Here is an 18,393-nt window from a genome sequence, read left to right as displayed (position 1 = left end):
CTGTCCCTCGCCCCTCCCCTCGTTCTGCGGTTACCCATTCTTACCCGCAAGCCCGCGCTCCCGCACTGGACCGCCCGGCCCCGCCCAAGGAATTCTCCGCCCGCAGACCGGCCGGGATCGCGGACCGGCGCGCGGACGGACAGGCCGCGCAGGGGGAGGGATCATCGATGGCGCTCGCCGCCACCGTGCTGCTGAACGGGCTGACGCTCGCGGCGCTCTACTTCGTGGTGGCGTCGGGGTTCTCGCTGATCTTCGGCCTGATGCGCACCGTGAACATGGCCCACGGCGCCCTCTACCTCGTCGGCGCCTACGTGGCCTACGCGGTGTTCGAGCCGCTCTACGACCGCGACGCGTGGTACGCGTGGTACCTCGCGGTGCCGGTGGGCATGGCGGCGGCCGGCCTCGCCGGCATCGCCCTGCAGGGCGTGCTGCTCGGCTGGATGCAGGGCCAGGAGCTGCGCCAAGCCCTGGTCACCATCGGCGTCTCGATCGTGGTGGCCGACCAGCTGCTCGCGCAGTTCGGCGGCACGCCCCGGCAGTTCTTCGCCCCCGACGCGCTGTTCGGCACCACGCCGCTGCCCCTGGTCGGCCGCTACCCGACCTTCCGGCTGGTCCAGATCGCGGTGGCGCTCGGGGTGGGGATCGGGCTGTGGTGGCTGCTCGCGCGCACCAAGCTCGGGCTGATGGTGCGGGCGGGCGTCGACGACCGGGCGATGCTCGCCGCCTGCGGCGTGAACGTGCCGCTGGTGTCGCTCGCCGTCTTCGGGCTCGGGGCCGCGCTCGCGGGGCTCGGCGGGGTGATCGGCGCGACCGCCCAGCCGCTCGCGCAGGGGGTGGACGGGCGCTTCCTCCTCACCTCCCTCGTCGTGGTGATCGTGGGCGGCATGGGTTCGGTCCCGGGCACCGCGGTCGGCGCCGTGCTGGTGGGTCTCGCCGAGCAGGTCGGGCAGGCGCTGTTTCCGACCTATGCGGTGATCCTGACCTTCGCGCTGATGGTGGCGGTGCTCGCCGTGCGCCCGCAGGGCCTGCTGGGGCGCTCCGCGTGAGCGCCCGCCTCTCCCTCCTGGCCCTCGCGCTCCTCGTGCTGGCGCCGGCCCTGCTCGGGCTGGTCCTGCCGCCGAACCAGGCGCAGTTCTGGACCGCCAACATCCTGGGCCGCGCGCTGGTGTACGGCATCGTGGCGCTCTCGCTCACCTTCCTGGCCACCTACGGCGGCTTCGTCTCGCTGGCGCAGATGACGCTCGCGGGCATCGCCGGCTACGCGCTCGCCATCCTGGTCGAGGGGGCGGTGCCGGGGATCGTCGGCGGCCTGCCCTACGCGGCGGCGGTGCCGGCCGCCCTGCTCGCCGCGACGCTCGCCGGACTCCTCGTCGGGGCGATCGCGGTGCGCACCCGCGACATCTACCTCCTGATGATCACGCTGGCGCTGGCGATGGGCGTGGCGCGCTTCGCGGAATCGAACATCGACTGGTTCAACGGCTACGAGGGCATCCGCAACGTGGTGGGGCCGGTGCTGTTCGGCGTGCCGTTCCGCGATCCGCACCTGTTCTACTACGTCGCGCTCGCGGCCGCCGCCGCCCTCTACGCGGGCGTGCTCTATCTCGTGCGCACCCCGTTCGGGCTGGTGCTGCAGGGCATCCGCGACAATCCCCGCCGGGTGGCGGCGCTCGGCTACGACGTCTCCCTCCACCGCATCGCCGCCTTCGGGGTCGCGGGCTTCATCGCGGGCTGCGGCGGGGTGCTGACGACGATCTACAACATCGGCATCTCGCCCGGCTCGATCGGGCTCGGCGCCAGCGTCAACATCCTGATCATCAGCGTGATCGGCGGCCTCGGCCACCCGGCGGGCGCCTTCGTGGGCTCGCTGATCTTCGCGGTCTTCGACACCTTCGCGGCCTCCCTGTACGACCGCGACCGCTTCAACACCCTGATCGGCCTCGTCTTCCTCGGCATCGTGCTGGCGTCCCCGGACGGGATCGTCGGCCTCGCGCGCCGCCTCGGCGGCCTGCGTCGGCCATCCCGCGCCGGGGAGCAGCCCGCCCCGAGACCCGCCGAGACCGGCTGAACCCCGGCGGCCCGACGCCGGACCCCACAAGAACGACAGGAGGAGACGACCATGACCCCCACGCTCACCCGCCGTCAGGCCCTCGCGGGAGCCGGCTCCCTCACGCTCGCGGGCACCTTCCCGGCCCCGGCCATCGCCCAGAACGCGCCGATCAAGCTCGGCGGACTCACCACCCTGGAAGGCCCCTTCGCCACCGGCGGCCAGGACGCCTACCGCTGCGTCCAGATGGAGCTGGAGCGCATCAACCACACGGCCGGGGGCCGGCGCATCGAGTTCATCCGCGAGAGTTCGAACGCGCGGGCCGACGTGGCGCTCGCCCGCGCCCGCAAGCTCGTCGAGCAGGACGGGGTCGACATCGTGCTCGGGCCGCTCTCGGGGGCGGAGGGTATCGCGCTCAAGGATTATTCGGCGACGCTCACCGGCAAGACCATCGTCAACGGCTCCTCGGCCGCCGCCGACACCACCCTGCGCAACCCCTCGAAGAACTTCTTCCGCTTCTCCACCGACGGCACGCAGTGGATGGCCGGCGTCGGCAACTACGTGCGCAAGACCCTCAACATCCCGGAGGTCTGCGTGGTGGCGGGCGACTACGCCTTTCCGTACGCGCAGGTTTTTGGCTTTAGCCTCGAATATTGCCGCGCGGGCGGCAAGGCGACCTACCTCTGGTCGCCGCTCGGCACCACCGACTACGCCTCGCAGATCGCCCAGATCCCCAAGAGCGCCGGCGCCCTCGTGGTGGTCCACGGTGGCACCGACGGCCTCGCCTTCATGACGCAGTACGCGCAGGCCGGCGGCTCCCTGCCGATCATCGGCGGCTCGATCATGGCCGACCAGACCATGATGTCGGCCCGCGGCCCGCACCGGAAGCTGATGACCGGCATGGTGAGCGGCGGGCCGATCGCGGATGTCAACGACGACCCGAACTGGAACGAGTTCGTCGCCCGCTACCGCAAGCGCTGGGCGAACGAGGGCGGCTTCCAGTCCCCGTCGATCCACGGGGTGAACTACACCACCAACCTCCAGGGCATCCTCGGCGCGCTGGAGGAGGTGCGCGGCGACCTCTCGGGCGACCAGCAGGCCTTCCAGGCGGCGCTGGCCAAGCGGCGGTTCAAGAACCCGATGGGGGCCGAGGTCTCCCTCGACCACAACCGCCAGGCCGTCTCCGACATCTTCCTCACCAAGATCGAGGAGCGGGAGGGCAAGCCCGTCACGGTGGCCTTCGCGCGCGCGGCCCAGATCAACCAGACCCTCGGCGTGCCGGAGGCGCAGTTCCTGGCCCTGGGCGCGCCCTCGCGCAACAACACCGGCTGCATCGTGGCGGGGTGAGCGGCGCCGACCGTCCAGGATGAGCGCGGGATCCCCTCTCCCCCTCGGGAGAGGGGTTCTCCCCCCTGCCTCACGTGGAAGCCTCGCGAGCGATGCCCCCCGACCCAGCCCCCGCCCTCCACCTCACCGGGATCGGCCGCCGCTTCGGCGCGCTGCACGCGGTGCGGGACGTCACGCTCACGGTGGCGGCCGGCGAGCGCCGGGCGGTGCTCGGCCCCAACGGCGCCGGCAAGACCACGCTGTTCAACCTCGTCTGCGGCGACATCCCGCCGACCGAGGGGCGCATCGCCTTCTTCGGCGCCGACATCACGCACCTGCCGCCGCACCGCCGCACGCGGCTCGGCATCGGGCGGACCTACCAGACCTCGCTGCTGTTCAACGGTCTCAGCGTCCTCGACAACCTCTACCTCGCGGTGCGCGGCGGTCGACCCGGCCGCTTCTCCGTCCGCAGGCCCGGCCGCGGCGACCCGGACCTCGCCCGCGCGCGGGCGCTGGCCGAGCGGATGCGCCTCGCCCACGTGGCGGAGCGGCCGGTCGCAGACCTCTCGCACGGGCAGCGGCGGCAGCTGGAGGTCGGGATGGCGCTCGCCTGCGACCCCAAGGTGCTGATGCTGGACGAGCCCGCGGCGGGCCTGTCGCCCGGCGACCGGCCGGAGCTGCTGGCGCTGCTCAAGGGCCTGCCGCGCAGCCTCACCCTGGTCCTCGTCGAGCACGACATGGACGTGGCGCTGCCCGCCTCCGACGTGGTGACGGTGATGAAGGACGGGGCCATCGCGGTCGAGGCGCCGCCCGACCGGATCGGCTCCGACCCCGTCGTGCAGGCGATCTACCTCGGCGGAGGCCACTGAATGCTCGTGGTGCGCGGCCTGCACGTGCGCTTCGGCCAAGCGCACATCCTCCAGGGCGTCGACCTCGCGGTGGGGCCCGAGCCCCTCGCCATCGTCGGGCGCAACGGCATGGGCAAGACGACGCTCTGCCAGACCATCATGGGCATGGTGCCGGGGGAGGGCGAGATCAGCCTCGACGGCGAGGGCCTCGCCGGCCGGCCGCCGAACCGGGTCGCCCGGGCGGGCCTCGCCCTGGTGCCGCAAGGCCGGCGGACCTTCCCGTCGCTCACGGTGGACGAACACCTGCGGCTCGTGGCGCAGGGGCCGCGCGCCCGCTGGACGATCGAGCGGGCCTACGCGACCTTCCCGCGCCTCGCCGAGCGGCGGCGCAACGGCGGCACGCAGCTCTCGGGCGGCGAGCAGCAGATGCTCGCCATCGCCCGCGCGCTCCTGATGAATCCCAGGCTCGTGATCATGGACGAGCCCTCCGAGGGGCTGGCGCCGGTGATCGTGGACCACCTCGCGGAGGTGCTGCGCGGGCTCGCGGCCGAGGGCACCGGCCTGCTCCTCGTCGAGCAGAACCTGCGCATGGCCGCGGCGGTCTGCGGCACGGTCGCCGTGATGGTCACGGGCCGGATCGCCGCGACGATGCCGGCGGCGGACCTCGTCGCCGACGAGGCCCTGCAGCGGCGCTACCTCGGCGTCGCGGCCGGGAGCCACTGAGGGGAGGGAGCGGATGGGCCAAGGAGCGAACCACGGAGCGAATCACGGAGCGGGCCACGTCTACGTCATCGGCACCTGCGACACCAAGGAGGCCGAACTCGTCTACGCCCGCGACCTCGTGCGGGCGGCCGGCGTCCCGGCTTTGCTCGTCGATGTCGGCACGCGCGGCGCATCGGCCGGTGCGGACGTGCCGGCCGGGGAGGTGGCGCGCCACCATCCCGAGGGCGCGGGCGCCGTGCTCGGACGCGACGACCGGGGGGCGGCCGTCTCGGCGATGGCGGAGGCCCTGACGCGTTTCCTCGCCGGGCGTACCGACATCGGCGCGGTGCTCGGCCTCGGCGGCTCGGGCAACACCGCGCTCGTCACGCGGGCGATGCGCGCGCTGCCGATTGGCGTGCCCAAGCTGATGGTCTCGACGGTGGCCTCGGGCAACACCGCCGACTATGTCGGCCCCAACGACATCGCCATGATGTACTCGGTGGTGGACGTCGCGGGCCTCAACGCGATCTCGCGCCGGGTGATCGGCAACGCCGCGCATGCGGTGGCCGGCATGGCGCTGCGCACGCCCCCGGAGGCGCACGCCGACAAGCCCGGCCTCGGCCTCACCATGTTCGGCGTCACCACGGCCTGCGTGACGCAGGTGCGTCAAATGCTCGAAGCCGAGTACGAGCCCTACGTCTTCCACGCCACCGGCACCGGCGGCCAGTCGATGGAGAAGCTCGCCGATTCCGGCCTGCTCGCGGGCTTCCTCGACATCACCACCACGGAGGTGCCCGACCACCTGTTCGGCGGCGTCTTCCCCTGCACGGCGGACCGCTTCGGCGCCGCGATCCGCACCCGGCTGCCCTATGTCGGCTCGGTGGGCGCGGTCGACATGGTGAATTTCGGCGCCCGGGAGACGGTCCCGGCCCGGTACCGCGACCGGAACCTCTACGTCCACAACGCGCAGGTGACCCTGATGCGCACCACGCCGGACGAGAACCGGCGGATCGGCGCCTTCATCGTCGAGCGGCTCAACCGCATGGAGGGGCCGGTGCGCTTCCTGCTGCCCCTCGGCGGCGTCTCGGCGATCGACGTGCCCGGCCTGCCGTTCCACGACCCGGATGCCGATGCCGCCCTGTTCGAGACGATCCGCGCCGGCTTCCGGGAGGCCCCGAACCGGCGGCTCGTCGCGGTCGACGCCGCCATCAACGACCCGGCCTTCGCGCAGGCGCTCGTCGCCGCCTTCCGCGAGGCCGCGCAGGAGAGGACCTGAGCCCATGCCCCGCCACGCCCGCCGCGACCTGCTGGCGACGTTCCACGACATGATCGCCCGGCGCCGGCCCATCATCGGGGGCGGCGCCGGCACCGGCCTCTCGGCCAAGTGCGAGGAGGCCGGCGGCATCGACCTCATCGTGATCTACAATTCCGGCCGCTACCGCATGGCCGGGCGCGGCTCGCTCGCCGGGCTGCTCGCCTACGGCAACGCGAACGAGATCGTGAAGGAGATGGCCCGCGAGGTGCTCCCGGTGGTGCGGCACACGCCCGTCATCGCCGGGGTCAACGGCACCGACCCGTTCGTGATCATGGACCACCACCTCGACGAACTGATCGCGCTCGGCTTCTCGGGCGTGCAGAACTTCCCGACGGTGGGGCTCATCGACGGCACCTTCCGGGCGAACCTGGAGGAGACCGGGATGGGGTTCTCGCTCGAGATCGACATGATCCGGCTCGCCCATGCCAAGGACCTGCTCACCACCCCGTACGTCTTCTCCGCCGACGAGGCGGCCGAGATGGCGCGCGCCGGCGCCGACATCATCGTCCCGCATATGGGCCTGACCACCGGCGGGGCGATCGGCGCCGAGACGGCCCTGAAGCTCGAAGACTGCCCCGCCCTGATCGAGGAATGGGCGCAGGCCGCGCGGCGCGTGCGCGACGACGTGATCGTGCTCTGCCACGGCGGGCCGATCGCCACGCCCGAGGACGCCGCCTACGTGCTCGCCAACACCAGCCTCTGCCACGGCTTCTACGGCGCCTCCTCGATGGAGCGCCTGCCGACCGAGACGGCCCTCACCGGCCAGACCCGCGCCTTCAAGTCCATCGCCTTCCCGGAGACCGCCTGATGGCCCGCGCCTACGCCTCCACGATCATTGAGGCCCCCGTCGAGACCGTCTGGTCGCTGATCCGCGACTTCAACGGGCTGCCGTCCTGGGTGCCCGCCGTCGCCGACAGCACGATCGAGGACGGGCTCGACGCCGACGTCGTCGGCTGCGTGCGCGCCTTCCACCTCCGGGACGGCACGCTCGTGCGTGAGCGCCTGCTCTCGCTCGACGACCACCGCTATGGCTTCAGCTACAATTTCGAGACGCCGGCCTTCCCGGTCGACAACTACCTCGCCCGGGTCGCGCTGATCCCGGTCACGAACGGCAACGCCACCTTCGCCGAGTGGGAGGCGACCTTCGACGAGCGCCCCGGCGACGAAGGCCGATACGGCGAGATCATCGCCACGAACGTCTTCAAGGCCGGCTGGGACGCCCTGAAGGCGCGGATCGCGGCCGAGACTCCCGCGCCGCCCGCGGGCGCCGTGCGCTGGCAGGGCCTGCCGCCGCACAAGGTGTTCTGCTCCTCGGTGATCGACGCGCCGGTCGACGCGGTCTGGGCGATGATGCGCGACTTCGCCGGCATGGCCGGCTGGCACGACGAGATCTCGCGCATGCACATGCTCGGCGGCGTGCGGGCGGACAAGGTCTCGGGGGTGCGCGACTTCCTGTTCGGTGAGGGGCACCTGAACGAGGAGCTGATCCAGCTCTGCGACCGCAGCCGCTCCTACACCTACCGCATCACCAAGAGCCCGATGCCCTGGCTGCACTACGTCTCGGGACCGCGCCTGTGGCCGGTGACGGACACGAACCGCACCTTCGGAACGTGGTTCGGCGACTGGACCGCCTCGCCGGCCGACGACCTCGTGCTGATCCCCCAGGTGCACGACGGCGTCTACCAGAAGGCGTTCGACACGGTGGCGGCGCGGCTGAAGACGCGCGCGGCCTGAGGACGCGCCCGTGCTTGGATTCTGCGCGTTTTCCCGCATTCTTCTCGCCGAACCGTAGGGTAGTCCGGGCCGGGTCCCGCGCATGGCGCGCGGGCACGCCCGGGTTGCGAGGAGGCGGCCATGGATTCGGAGATCCGGCCCGTCGAGGCGGACCGGCCGCGCCCCGCGCGCCGGCCCGGCATGGGCGCCGTCCCGGGTCCGGGCGGCACGGCGTTCCGGGTCTGGGCGCCCCACGCGACCCGGGTCGCGGTCGCGGGCGACTTCAACGGCTGGTCGGAAACGCAGGATCCGCTGGCGCCCGAGGGGCAGGGCTACTGGTCCGCCGAGGTCGCGGGCGCGGGTCCGGGCGCGCGCTACTGCTATGTCATCGATCACGCGGGCCAGCGCTTCAGCCGGCGCGACCCCTACGCGCGCCAGCTCGATCACTCGAACGGCCCCTCGGTGATCGTCGATCCGCACGCCTTCGCGTGGGGAGAGGACGAACGCTTCCGGGCGCCGCCGTGGCACGAACTCGTCATCTACGAGATGCATGTCGGCACCTTCAACGACGTGCCGGGCGGCGCGCCCGGGGACCTTACGGCGGCGATCGGGCGGCTCGCGCATGTGGCGGATCTCGGCGCGAACGCCGTGCAGATCATGCCCCTGCAGGAATTCCCGGGCGACTTCTCGTGGGGCTACAACCCGGCCTCCGCCTTCGCGATCGAGAGCCGGTACGGCGGCTACGACGCGATCAAGGCGTTCGTGAAGGCGGCCCACGCGCTCGGCCTCGCCGTCATCATCGACGTCGTCTACAACCATCTCGGGCCGGACGACCTCATCCTGTGGCAGTTCGACGGCTGGCACGAGCCCGGCAAGGGCGGCATCTACTTCTACAACGACTGGCGCTCCCGCACGCCCTGGACGGAGAGCGGGCGGCCGGATTACGGGCGCGGCGAGGTGCGCCAGTACCTGCGCGACAGCGCGCTCTACTGGCTGGAGGAGCTTCACGCGGACGGCCTGCGCTGGGACATGACGCTCTACATCCGCACCGTCGACGGGAACGAAGCCGATCCCGGCCAGACCCTGCCCGACGGCTGGAGCCTGATGCAGTGGATCAACCGGGAGATCGACGCGCGCTATCCCTGGAAGATCAGCATCGCGGAGGATCTGCAGGACAATCCCTGGCTCACCGTCGCGGCGGAGGACGGCGGGGCGGCGTTCGATGCGCAATGGGCCGCCAACTTCGTGCACCCGGTGCGCCGGACGCTGATCGCGGCGCGCGACGAGGATCGCAGCATGGCGGCTCTGCGCGACGCGATCCTCGGCCGCTACGGCGGGACCGCGCTCACGCGCGTGCTCTACACCGAATCGCACGACGAGGTGGCGAACGGGAAGGCGCGCCTGCCGAGCGAGATCGCGCCCGACGATCCCGGCGGCTGGTTCGCGCGCAAGCGCTCCACGCTCGGTGCGGCGCTCGTCCTCACGGCGCCGGGGATCCCGATGCTGTTCCAGGGCCAGGAATTCTTGGAGGACGAGTGGTTCCGGGACGTCGACCCGCTCGACTGGAGCAAGACCCGGCGCTTCGCCGGTATCCTGGCCCTGTACCGTGACCTGATCCGGCTGCGCCGCAACTGGAACGACCGCAGCCGCGGCCTGACCGGCCAGGGCGTGAACGTCTTTCACCTGAACGACCGGGACAAGGTCCTGGCCTTCCACCGCTGGGATCGCGGCGGGCCGGGGGACGACGTGGTGGTGGTGCTCAACTGCGCCAACCGGGCCTGGGATGCCTACCGGATCGGGCTGCCGCGCGGCGGCGGCTGGCAGGTCGTCCTCAACAGCGACGGGTCCGGCTACTCACCCGATTTCGGCGATCATCCCGGCCACCCCACGACGGCCGAGGCGGAGCCCCGGGACGGACTCGGCTTCAGCGGCACGATCGGCTTCGGCCCCTACACCTGCCTCGTACTGACGCAGCGCGCATGAGGCACCCCCGGCCGCTCCGGCATCCCGGTCCCTCTCCCGCCCGCCGCCGCACGCAGGGGCGGTCGGATCAGGGCTTCCCGCAGCCGGTGCCGCTCGCGCCCTTGCGGACGAGGTCCAGGATCAGCTTGCGCACGTGAGTGCGGACGTCCGCGGTCGCGTGACCGTGAGGCGGGTGTTCGTCCAGCATGATCATCTTGGCGGCGTGAGACATGGCGTCCGGCTCCTCTCGCTCTGCGCACGCTCTCGATTGTCACCTCGCTCCCGGTCGGCCCGTGAACCATCCCTCCGACCGAGCCTCGTCGTCGCTGCCCTCGCGCCCGCCCCGATCCCGCCGACCATACAGCAAAATCATGTTATCTTTTCACTGTATACCCGCAGCCCGATCGCCATCAAGCCGCCACGACACACCATCCGTGTTTCGACGGGGTCGGCCTTCGGCGTCGCCGGGTGCGGATCCTGCCGACCTCCCGCGGGCATGGCCCCTCTCCCCTGCCGTCCTCCGAGGCCGTGCCCGGCCCCTCCGACCCGATCGACCGCACCGGGCCATCCGCGCCGGCGAGGCGCGATCAGCCGGCCTGCACGGTCGTCCCGCGCGGGCCGGGGCCACCGCTCCGGGCGGCGCTGCCCCTCTCGGGGCCGAACAGAATGTCGTAGGTCAACGGGTCGTAGAACCGCATCAGGGTCTGGACGAACTGCCGGACGTCGATGTCCAGCGCCTCGGCCCAGGCGCGGTACCGGTCGGGCGGAATACGGCCGCGCCCGGTCTCCAGCTGCGAGATGAACGTGTAGTACTCGGTCCCGACCAGGGCCGCGAGCTGCCGCTGCGAGAGGCCGCGCGCCTCGCGCAACTCCTTCAGGTAGCGCCCGCCTTCCCGGCGCAGTTCCTGAACTTCTTCCGAATCCAAGCGCTGGTGATGAGCATACACGGGGAGGGAGCCTTCTCGCGGGCGTGGATGGCGTCGTGTCGACCCGTACAGTGATATACACATAGGCCGCCAGGCCCGGTCGAGTCTACAACAAACGTTCGGCGCAACGGCGCGCCCCGACGGAGCGATGCCCGCAGAGGAGCCGGTACGCATGATCATGGACGGACTTGCCTGAAGCCAAAGCGGATCATCCTGAGGGGACCACCCCGGCGCACCCTGCGCGGCGCACGCTATCGCTCCTGCAGGGCGGTCGAGAGCCGATCGCGCGATACCCGGCTTGATGGAGAACAAATCCACGGGCATTGTGACGGCCCTGTGGCATCGGCTATTATTGCCAAGCGACAATATTCCGGCGGGACATTGGCATGGCCCACAACGAGGCATCGTCCGCATTGAAAAATGGCATACGGTCGATGCGCCCCATGCTCGTAACGGCCTTCGTGTTCAGCTTTTTCATCAACATACTGCTTTTTGTTGGCCCCCTGTACATGTTGCAGATCTACGACAGGGTGCTGGCGAGCCGGAACGAGGCGACCCTCCTCGGCATCACGCTCATCGCCGCCTTCGCGCTGGCCGTCTACGCGATCCTCGAGATGCTGCGCGCGCGCATCCTGGTCCGCGGCGGGGTGGCGTTCGACCACGCCATCGCGGGGCCGGTCTACGATGCCGTGCATCGCAGCGTCCTGCGCAGGCCCGGCCTCGGGCAGGACACGGCCCTGCGCGACGTGGACACGCTGCGCGAGTTCCTGACGGGCAGCGGCCTCCTGGCCTTCTGCGACGCGCCCTGGACCCCGATCTTCCTCCTCGCCTGCTTCATCCTGCATCCGTGGTTCGGATGGATGGCGCTCGCCGGCGGGTCGGTGATCCTCGGGCTGACGCTCCTCAACGAACTCGCCACGCGCCGGTCGCTCACCGCGGCCAGCCGCGCCTCCGCGGTGGCCGGGCAGCAGGCCCGCGCGACCGTCCGGAACGCCGACGTGCTGCAATCCATGGGCATGCTCGGCGCGCTGCGCGAGCGGTGGCGCTCGCGCCACGACGAGGTGCTGCTGCTGCAGGCGCGCGCCAGCGACCGGGCCAGCGTGATCGTCGCGGCGACGCGCTTCGTCCGGATGTTCCTGCAGACGATGGTTCTGGGCCTGGGCGCCTATCTGGCCATCCGCCGGGAGATCTCCGCGGGGTCGATGATCGCCGCCTCGATCATCATCGGCCGCGCGCTCGCTCCGGTCGAGCTGGTGATCGCGAACTGGAAGGGCTTCACCGCCGCCCGGGCCAGCTACCGCCGCCTGACCGGCCTGGTCGCGGCGGCCGGATCGGAGCCCCACCGGATGGTCCTCCCGCGCCCGCAGGGAGTGGTCGAGATCGAGGCCGCCGTCGTGGCGGCGCCCGGCACGACGGCGCCCATCCTGCACGGCCTCAGCGTCCGGCTGGAGGCGGGACACGTCGTGGGCGTGATCGGACCGAGCGCGGCGGGAAAGTCGACGCTCGTCAGGGCGCTGACGGGCGTCTGGCCGCTCGCGAGCGGCACGGTGCGGATCGACGGTTCCGAGATCGGGCACTGGGACCCGCAGGCGCTCGGACGCCACATCGGCTACCTGCCGCAGGACGTGGAACTCTTCGAGGGCACCGTGGCGCAGAACATCGCCCGCTTCGGCGTCGAGGACGAGGCCGCGGTGATCGCGGTGGCGCGGCTGGCCGGCTGCCACGCCCTGATCCAGGGCCTCCCCGACGGCTACGACACCCGGATCGGGACCGGAGGACACGGACTGTCCGGCGGGCAGCGCCAGCGCATCGCGCTGGCCCGGGCCTTGTACGGCCAGCCGAGCCTCGTCGTGCTCGACGAGCCGAATGCGAGCCTCGATCAGGCCGGCGAGACGGCCCTGATGCAGGCGGTGGCGGAGCTGAAGCGGGCCGGCACGACGGTCGTCATCGTCACCCACAAGCTCGCCCTCCTGGCGGAGGCCGATGAGGTGCTGGTGCTGAACGGCGGCAGCATCCAGGCCTTCGGCCCGGCCGAGCAGATCCTTGCGCAGGTGACCGGCGCGAGGCCCGCCCCGCTCCCCGCGACGGGAACGGACGCGACCGTCGACCGCCGGCTCCTCGAGCGGCCGCGCGCGGCGACGGGCTGAGCCATGACGACGGCCTCCGCCCCCTCATCCTCCGCCCCCTCCTGGCCGGCAGACCGGCCGCCCCGCCCCGGAGAGGACCGGGGCGAGCGGAGGGCCGGGCCGCCGCCGGGCCTGACGAGCTGGCGCCGCTACGCGGTCGCGGGCTACGCCCTCATCCTGGCGACCTTCGGAATCATGGGCGGCTGGGCGGCCGTCGTCCGCCTGGACCGCGCCGTCATCAGCCCCGGCGTCGTCACGGTGGAGAGCAGCCGGAAGGTGATCCAGCATTTCGAGGGCGGCATGGTCCTCGACGTGCTGGTGCGCGACGGCCAGACCGTGCGGGAGGGCGACGTCCTCCTGCGCATCGATCCCCTGCAATCCCGCGCGAGCGCGGACCTGTTCAGGACGCAGCTCGACGCCGCCCTCATCCTCGAAGCGCGCCTGCGCGCCGAACACGACCAGACGACCGAGCTGGAGCTGCCGCCGGACATCGTCGCGCGGCGCGACGAGCCGGCGATCGCCCGCACCATCCGGGACCAGACGAACCAGCTGGCGGAGCGCCGCAAGTCCCTGCGGTCGCAGATCGACCTCATCGAGGCACGCGTGAAGCAGCTGCAGAACGAGATGGTGGGGCTCGCGGTCGAGAAGGCGTCGGTCGAGGCCCAGGTGGGCTTCATCGACGAGGAGCTCGGCGGCCTGCGCAGCCTGCGCGAGAAGAACCTGATCCCGCTCTCGCGGCTGCTCGTCATGGAGCGCGAGCGCACGCGGCTCCAGGGCGTGATCGGACGCTCCGTGGCGGAGACGGCCAAGGCGCAGAACGCCATCGGCGAAGCGGTGATCCAGATCGCGCAGATCAAGCAGAAGCTGCAGGAAGCCGTCAGCGCCCAGCTCCTGGAGACGCGCCAGAAGATCGCCGAGGTGCGCGAGAAGCTCCTCGTCGCGCAGGACGTGCTGCGGCGGCACGAGATCCGCGCCCCGCACGGCGGGGTGGTGCAGGGCCTCAAGGTCTACACGATCGGGCAGGTCATCCGGTCGGGTGAGGCGCTGATGGAGATCGTCCCGATCAGCGACAGGCTGGTGATCAGCGTCCAGTTCTCGCCCCACGAGCTGGAAACCGTGCGGGCCGGGATGGCGGCCGAGGTCAAGTTCCCGAGCTTCCAGACGCGCCGGACCCCGGCGATCTTCGGCACGCTCAGGACGGTGTCGCGCGACCGCCTGATCGACGACACGACGAAACAGGCCTACTTCGCCGGGGTCGTCGAGATCGACGAGCACGAGATCCCGGACGAGGTGAAGCACCGCCTGGTGGCGGGGCTTCCCGCGGAGGTGGTCGTCTCGGCAGGCGAGCGGACCGCCCTCGACTACATGGTCTCCCCCTTCTTCGACGCCATGGGACGGGCCTTCCATGAGCGCTAGACCGGGTGCGAGACGCAGAGCGCGGCGACCGGTCCGCCCCGGCGGCCCGGCCGCCGCGTGGCCATCCGGCTCCCGGGAGTGAGAGCGATATGGGTGCGATCATCTCCTTCTTCCGGCCCGCTCCGACCACGCAGGGCGCATGGTCCCAGCAGGAGCTGGCCGAGTTCTACCGGGTCGAGGCCGCGCTGATCCGGGCCGGGATGCGGATCACCTGCGAGCAGGGGCTGAGCGACGAGGACGATCCGTGGTTCGTCTTCTGCCGGCCGAACGGCGATGCGATCATGCATTTCGCCAGGATCGACGGCAGCTACGTGGTCGCCTCGGAGGCGCTGGAGCACCCGATGCGGGGGCCCGACTTCCGCAGCCTCCTCAACCAGATCGCGGCCCAGTACCCGACCCTCCTGCCCATCCCGCGGGCCGAGCCGGGCGCCAAGCTCGTGGTGCATCCGGCAGCCCTGCTGACCGCCATCATCGCCGCGGCGGCCCTGAGCCTGTCGCCCGAGGAGGCCTTCGCCGGCGGGATCGCCCCGGCCGAGCCGGAGGGACCCGTGGCGGTGCCGCCGGCCGCCGGCTCCCGTCACGTCGAGCCCCCCTCCCCTGCGCGGACGTCGGAAGAGCGGGGCGCGGACGCCCCCGAGCACGCCGACCACCGCCGGCAGATCGAGGCGATCGTCTTCTCGGCGATGCTGTTCGCCGCGCAGACGGCGTCGGTCGACGATCTGGATCCGAAGACGAATCCCGAGCTGACCGCGACCCGGCAGGCGAGCCACACGGCGGACCAGGCGGCGCAGGGCGACATGGCACTGCCGCCGGTCCCGGCCGCCGGCGGCGGACGCGCGCCGGATCCGGGCGCCCCATCGGCACCGTCCCCGGCCCCCGCCCTGGCGCGCCAAGCGCACACGGACGCGACGCCCTCGGGGGCGGAGCACAGCAGCGTGATCCAGCAGAGCCGGCCCGATATCGGCATCGAGGGACCCGACTTTCCGAAGCTGCCGACGGTCGATCACCCCGCCGGCCTGAAGCTCGACGGCATCCGACAGGTCAGGAGCATCGAGACGGGGCATCCCCGCACCGCGACCGAACGCCCATCGAGCGATCACCGTCCGGCGGAGACGGCGAGCGCGTCGGACGGCAGCGCCGAGGTGAAGCATACCAGCGCGGCGCCCTCATCCCCGCCCGCCGCCCCCGCGGTTGCCTCCGCGCCGGCCGTCTCCACGCCGGGGGGGCCGACCGAGGAGGCGGGCTCGAAGGTGCAGCCGAGCGCAGCGCAATCGGCGCTTCAGGTCACGTCGGATCCGCCGGCCGCGGCCGCCTCGGAGCTTCGCTTCGATGCCGTGAGGGTGCTGTCCCGACCCGATCCCAAACCCGCCGAGAGCCGGGCTCCGGCCGATCCGGCGCCCGAACCAAGCCGTGCCGCGGGTCCGGCGATCGAGACTCCCGGTCCGGCCAGGGCCGATGCACCACCGGCGGTCTCGCCCGCCGTGCCGATTGAGGCCGATGCGGGCCGTGCGCCCCCGGCGGACGGCCCGGCGTCGCCTCACGGCCGCAGCCAGAGCCCGGCCCTCGACCTCGCCGAGCCGGTGCTCCGCGCCGTATCGGACCATCCTGGCCCGGAGGCGCGCGGCGCGAGGGCGGAGGCCGCACCGGGTACGCCCGGCGCGGTTGCCCCCCGGAGCGACGAGGCCGGGGCCGGCCCAGCCCAAGGGAACGCTGCCCAAGGGAACGCCGCCCAAGGGAACCCCATCAAGGAGAACACCGCCAAGGAGAACGCCACCCAGACGGGCGCCGCAGCGGGCCGGAGCACCTCCACCCCAGGCCAGAGCCCGGCCGTCGACACCGCCGAGACACAGAAGGCCGCCGGGTCCCGCGGCTCCGACTCGGACGCCTCCGCCGCAAAGGCGAACGGCACGCCGGACCCGGCCGGCACCGGGGCCGGACCGGCCGAGGCGAGCCAGCCCCAGGCGGACCACACCGCTGCGGGCAAGGGCGTGTCCGGCCCCGGCCCGAACCCGGCCGGCGGCGTCTCCACGACGGCGGAGAGCCGTGGTGCGGGCAAGGACGGTCCGACGGAAAACACCTCCGCGGCAGCGCCGCCCAAGGCCGCCGCCGAGACCAAGGCATCCGAGGCGGCCGCCTCGCAGGCGAGCACCGCCGCGTCCGGCCCGGGCCACGCCGGCGCCACCGGCACGCCCGAGGCGGCCACGCGCGATCACCCCGGCTCGAACGCGCAGGCTGCGCGGGCGGACGCAGCCTCCGCTCCACCGCAGGCGGCGAGTTCAGAGCCCAAGGCACCGGCGCCGGATCCTGCGGTGGACGGTGCGGCGTCCGGACCAAGCCCGGCTGGCGGAGCCGCCACGCCGGGGGACAGCAGCGGTGCTGCCGCTCACGGTCCAACCGCCGGCCCGGCGGCATCGCACGAGGCCAGCGCACCGCAGGCCGGAGCCTCACAAGCGGCCAGTCCACCAGCTGGCGACGGCCAAGCGGTCGCCGCGGGGACGCCCGAGACGGCACCGAGCGCTGCTCCGGACCAGCCCGGTTCGGGCGCACACGGCTCACCGGCGAACGCATCAGCGAGCACGCCGAGCCACACGGGCACCGAGACCGGCGCGGCCGGACCCGGCCCCACGCCCGTGCACGGCGCGGTCTCGGATCAGACCAGCGGCGAGGTCGCGCGCGCCTCGGCGCCGGGGCAAGGCACGCCGTCCGGCGACCACAGGCCGGCCTCTGAGAACCCGGCGGCAGGCGCCCTGCCCGCAGCTCCCGATGCGGCGGGCGCCAAGGCCCAGGCACCGGAGGCGAGCCCGGCGGCAGGCGCCCCAGCGCCCGGTCCGAGCCAGGGCGGGCTCGCCGGCACGGCACCGGCAGAAGGCAGCACCGGCACGGATCACTCCGGCACAGTCGCACACGGCCCGAAGGCGGATGCCCCATCGGACCTGCCGGGCGAGACGAATGCAGCCGGTACGGCAGCCGCGGCCAGCCAAGCCCATGCGGTCAGTGGCACGCCGGTTCGGGGGCCGAGCCCGGCAGCCGACGGCGCCGCGACGGTGAACAGCGAGGCTGCAGGCGGCCACGGCCCGCCGACGAGCACCCCGGCCACAGCGCCCGCGGCGAGCCACCTGCCTGCGGACGGTGCAGCGCCCGGTCAGAGCCCGGCGGTCGATGCCGCCAAGCCGGTGGACGTCCTCGGTTCGGACGGCCCCAGCGCGGTCGGCCGCCCGGCGGCGCAGGAGACGCCCGTACAGGAGGCCGTGACCTCCCCGCACGGGCCAGCATCCGGTCCGAGCCACGTCGCCGCCAGCGCGCCCGAGGCCGTGACGACGACCGGTCCTGATCACGCCGGCGCGGGCGCGCACGCGTCGCGGGCGGACACCTTGCCGAGCACGCCGGGCCAGATGAGCACCGAGACCAGCGCGGATGGGGCCGGCACGTCGCAGGACGGCACCGTTGCGAGTCAGAGCCCGGGTGCGACGGCCGATCTCGCCGCTCCGGTGCCGCAAGCGTCCGCCGGCAGCCACGCCCCAGGTGCTCAAAGCGCGACGGCAGCCTTGCCGACGACTACCGGCCAAGCGAGCGCCGTGGGGACAGGTCCGTCGCGGACGGAAGCCACCGGGGCAAACCAGGATCACCGTCCGGCCACCGCGGCGGATCCGCAGCACCCGTCTGTCGCGCATGCACCGCTGGACGCAACCGGATCGGGTTCGCCCGTGACGCCGGGTGCCGCTCCGTCCTCTTCGTCGCCCACCGCGGGAGCGCAAGGCGGTCCGGCCTCGCACGGCGCGGGTGCCACAGCCGCATCAAGTCCCGCTCTGGCCGCGATCGGCCCGGATGGCACGCTGGTGTTTGCGACCGACACCAAGCCGTCAGGCTCGGCGGCACCGGGACATGCGGCCCTGGAGACGGACTTGCACGGTGAGGTGGGACTCGTCGGCATCGCTCATGGTCACGACGTGCCGCATCATCCGGAGTGGCACTGACGTACTCCGGCCTGTCCGGAACGCAGAAAACCCCCGGCGCA

At 72.5% G+C, this 18,393-nt stretch carries 14 protein-coding genes; 12 read left to right on the top strand and 2 right to left on the bottom strand.

What is annotated here, in order from left to right:
- The first annotated feature begins 167 nt into the window (after nucleotides 1-167).
- The 9 genes from MFF61_RS17255 (at nucleotide 168) to MFF61_RS17215 (ending at nucleotide 9,931) form a co-directional block, all read left to right on the top strand.
- On the top strand, nucleotides 168-1,046 hold the full coding sequence (locus MFF61_RS17255) for a branched-chain amino acid ABC transporter permease (protein WP_238236450.1): 879 nt from the start codon (nucleotides 168-170) through the stop codon (nucleotides 1,044-1,046).
- Complete coding sequence (locus MFF61_RS17250) at nucleotides 1,043-2,065, top strand: branched-chain amino acid ABC transporter permease (protein ID WP_238236449.1); 1,023 nt, start codon at nucleotides 1,043-1,045, stop codon at nucleotides 2,063-2,065. The genes MFF61_RS17255 and MFF61_RS17250 overlap by 4 nt, the downstream gene beginning before the upstream one ends.
- Before the next feature lie 51 nt (nucleotides 2,066-2,116).
- Nucleotides 2,117-3,391, top strand: a complete 1,275-nt coding sequence (locus tag MFF61_RS17245) for an ABC transporter substrate-binding protein (protein ID WP_238236448.1) — start codon at nucleotides 2,117-2,119, stop codon at nucleotides 3,389-3,391.
- A 92-nt stretch (nucleotides 3,392-3,483) separates the two neighbouring features.
- Nucleotides 3,484-4,239, top strand: a complete 756-nt coding sequence (locus tag MFF61_RS17240) for an ABC transporter ATP-binding protein (RefSeq protein WP_238236447.1) — start codon at nucleotides 3,484-3,486, stop codon at nucleotides 4,237-4,239.
- Nucleotides 4,240-4,941, top strand: coding sequence for an ABC transporter ATP-binding protein (locus MFF61_RS17235; protein ID WP_238236445.1), 702 nt, complete (start codon nucleotides 4,240-4,242; stop codon nucleotides 4,939-4,941).
- Between the two features lie 13 nt (nucleotides 4,942-4,954).
- A complete protein-coding gene (locus MFF61_RS17230) occupies nucleotides 4,955-6,196 on the top strand; it encodes a Tm-1-like ATP-binding domain-containing protein (protein WP_238236443.1) in 1,242 nt (413 codons plus the stop codon).
- A gap of 4 nt (nucleotides 6,197-6,200) precedes the next feature.
- Nucleotides 6,201-7,043, top strand: coding sequence for a phosphoenolpyruvate hydrolase family protein (locus MFF61_RS17225; RefSeq protein ID WP_238236441.1), 843 nt, complete (start codon nucleotides 6,201-6,203; stop codon nucleotides 7,041-7,043).
- A complete protein-coding gene (locus tag MFF61_RS17220; RefSeq protein WP_238236439.1) occupies nucleotides 7,043-7,969 on the top strand; it encodes an SRPBCC family protein in 927 nt (308 codons plus the stop codon). The genes MFF61_RS17225 and MFF61_RS17220 overlap by 1 nt, the downstream gene beginning before the upstream one ends.
- A 120-nt stretch (nucleotides 7,970-8,089) precedes the next feature.
- A complete protein-coding gene (locus MFF61_RS17215) occupies nucleotides 8,090-9,931 on the top strand; it encodes an alpha-amylase family glycosyl hydrolase (RefSeq protein ID WP_238236437.1) in 1,842 nt (613 codons plus the stop codon).
- Between the two features lie 67 nt (nucleotides 9,932-9,998).
- On the opposite strand, the gene MFF61_RS17210 is transcribed toward MFF61_RS17215, so the two are convergent.
- Nucleotides 9,999-10,142: a hypothetical protein gene (locus MFF61_RS17210; RefSeq protein WP_238236434.1), complete on the bottom strand. Its 144-nt coding sequence runs from the start codon at nucleotides 10,140-10,142 to the stop codon at nucleotides 9,999-10,001.
- A 355-nt stretch (nucleotides 10,143-10,497) separates the two neighbouring features.
- On the bottom strand, nucleotides 10,498-10,857 hold the full coding sequence (locus tag MFF61_RS17205; RefSeq protein WP_238236433.1) for a helix-turn-helix domain-containing protein: 360 nt from the start codon (nucleotides 10,855-10,857) through the stop codon (nucleotides 10,498-10,500).
- Between the two features lie 365 nt (nucleotides 10,858-11,222).
- On the opposite strand from MFF61_RS17205, the gene MFF61_RS17200 reads away from it, so the two are divergent.
- The 3 genes from MFF61_RS17200 (at nucleotide 11,223) to MFF61_RS17190 (ending at nucleotide 18,352) form a co-directional block, all read left to right on the top strand.
- Entirely contained in the window at nucleotides 11,223-12,983 is a 1,761-nt protein-coding gene (locus tag MFF61_RS17200; protein WP_238236432.1) for a type I secretion system permease/ATPase, read from the top strand.
- A 3-nt stretch (nucleotides 12,984-12,986) separates the two neighbouring features.
- Nucleotides 12,987-14,378 (top strand): HlyD family type I secretion periplasmic adaptor subunit, encoded by a 1,392-nt coding sequence (locus MFF61_RS17195; RefSeq protein ID WP_238236430.1) that lies wholly within the window; start codon nucleotides 12,987-12,989, stop codon nucleotides 14,376-14,378.
- A gap of 89 nt (nucleotides 14,379-14,467) precedes the next feature.
- Nucleotides 14,468-18,352: a hypothetical protein gene (locus MFF61_RS17190; protein ID WP_238236429.1), complete on the top strand. Its 3,885-nt coding sequence runs from the start codon at nucleotides 14,468-14,470 to the stop codon at nucleotides 18,350-18,352.
- The last annotated feature ends 41 nt before the right edge of the window (nucleotides 18,353-18,393 follow it).

Origin of the sequence: Methylobacterium isbiliense (genome assembly GCF_022179325.1) — a bacterium.
GTDB lineage: Bacteria > Pseudomonadota > Alphaproteobacteria > Rhizobiales > Beijerinckiaceae > Methylobacterium > Methylobacterium isbiliense.
This window is presented reverse-complemented; position numbering and strand designations above follow the sequence as displayed.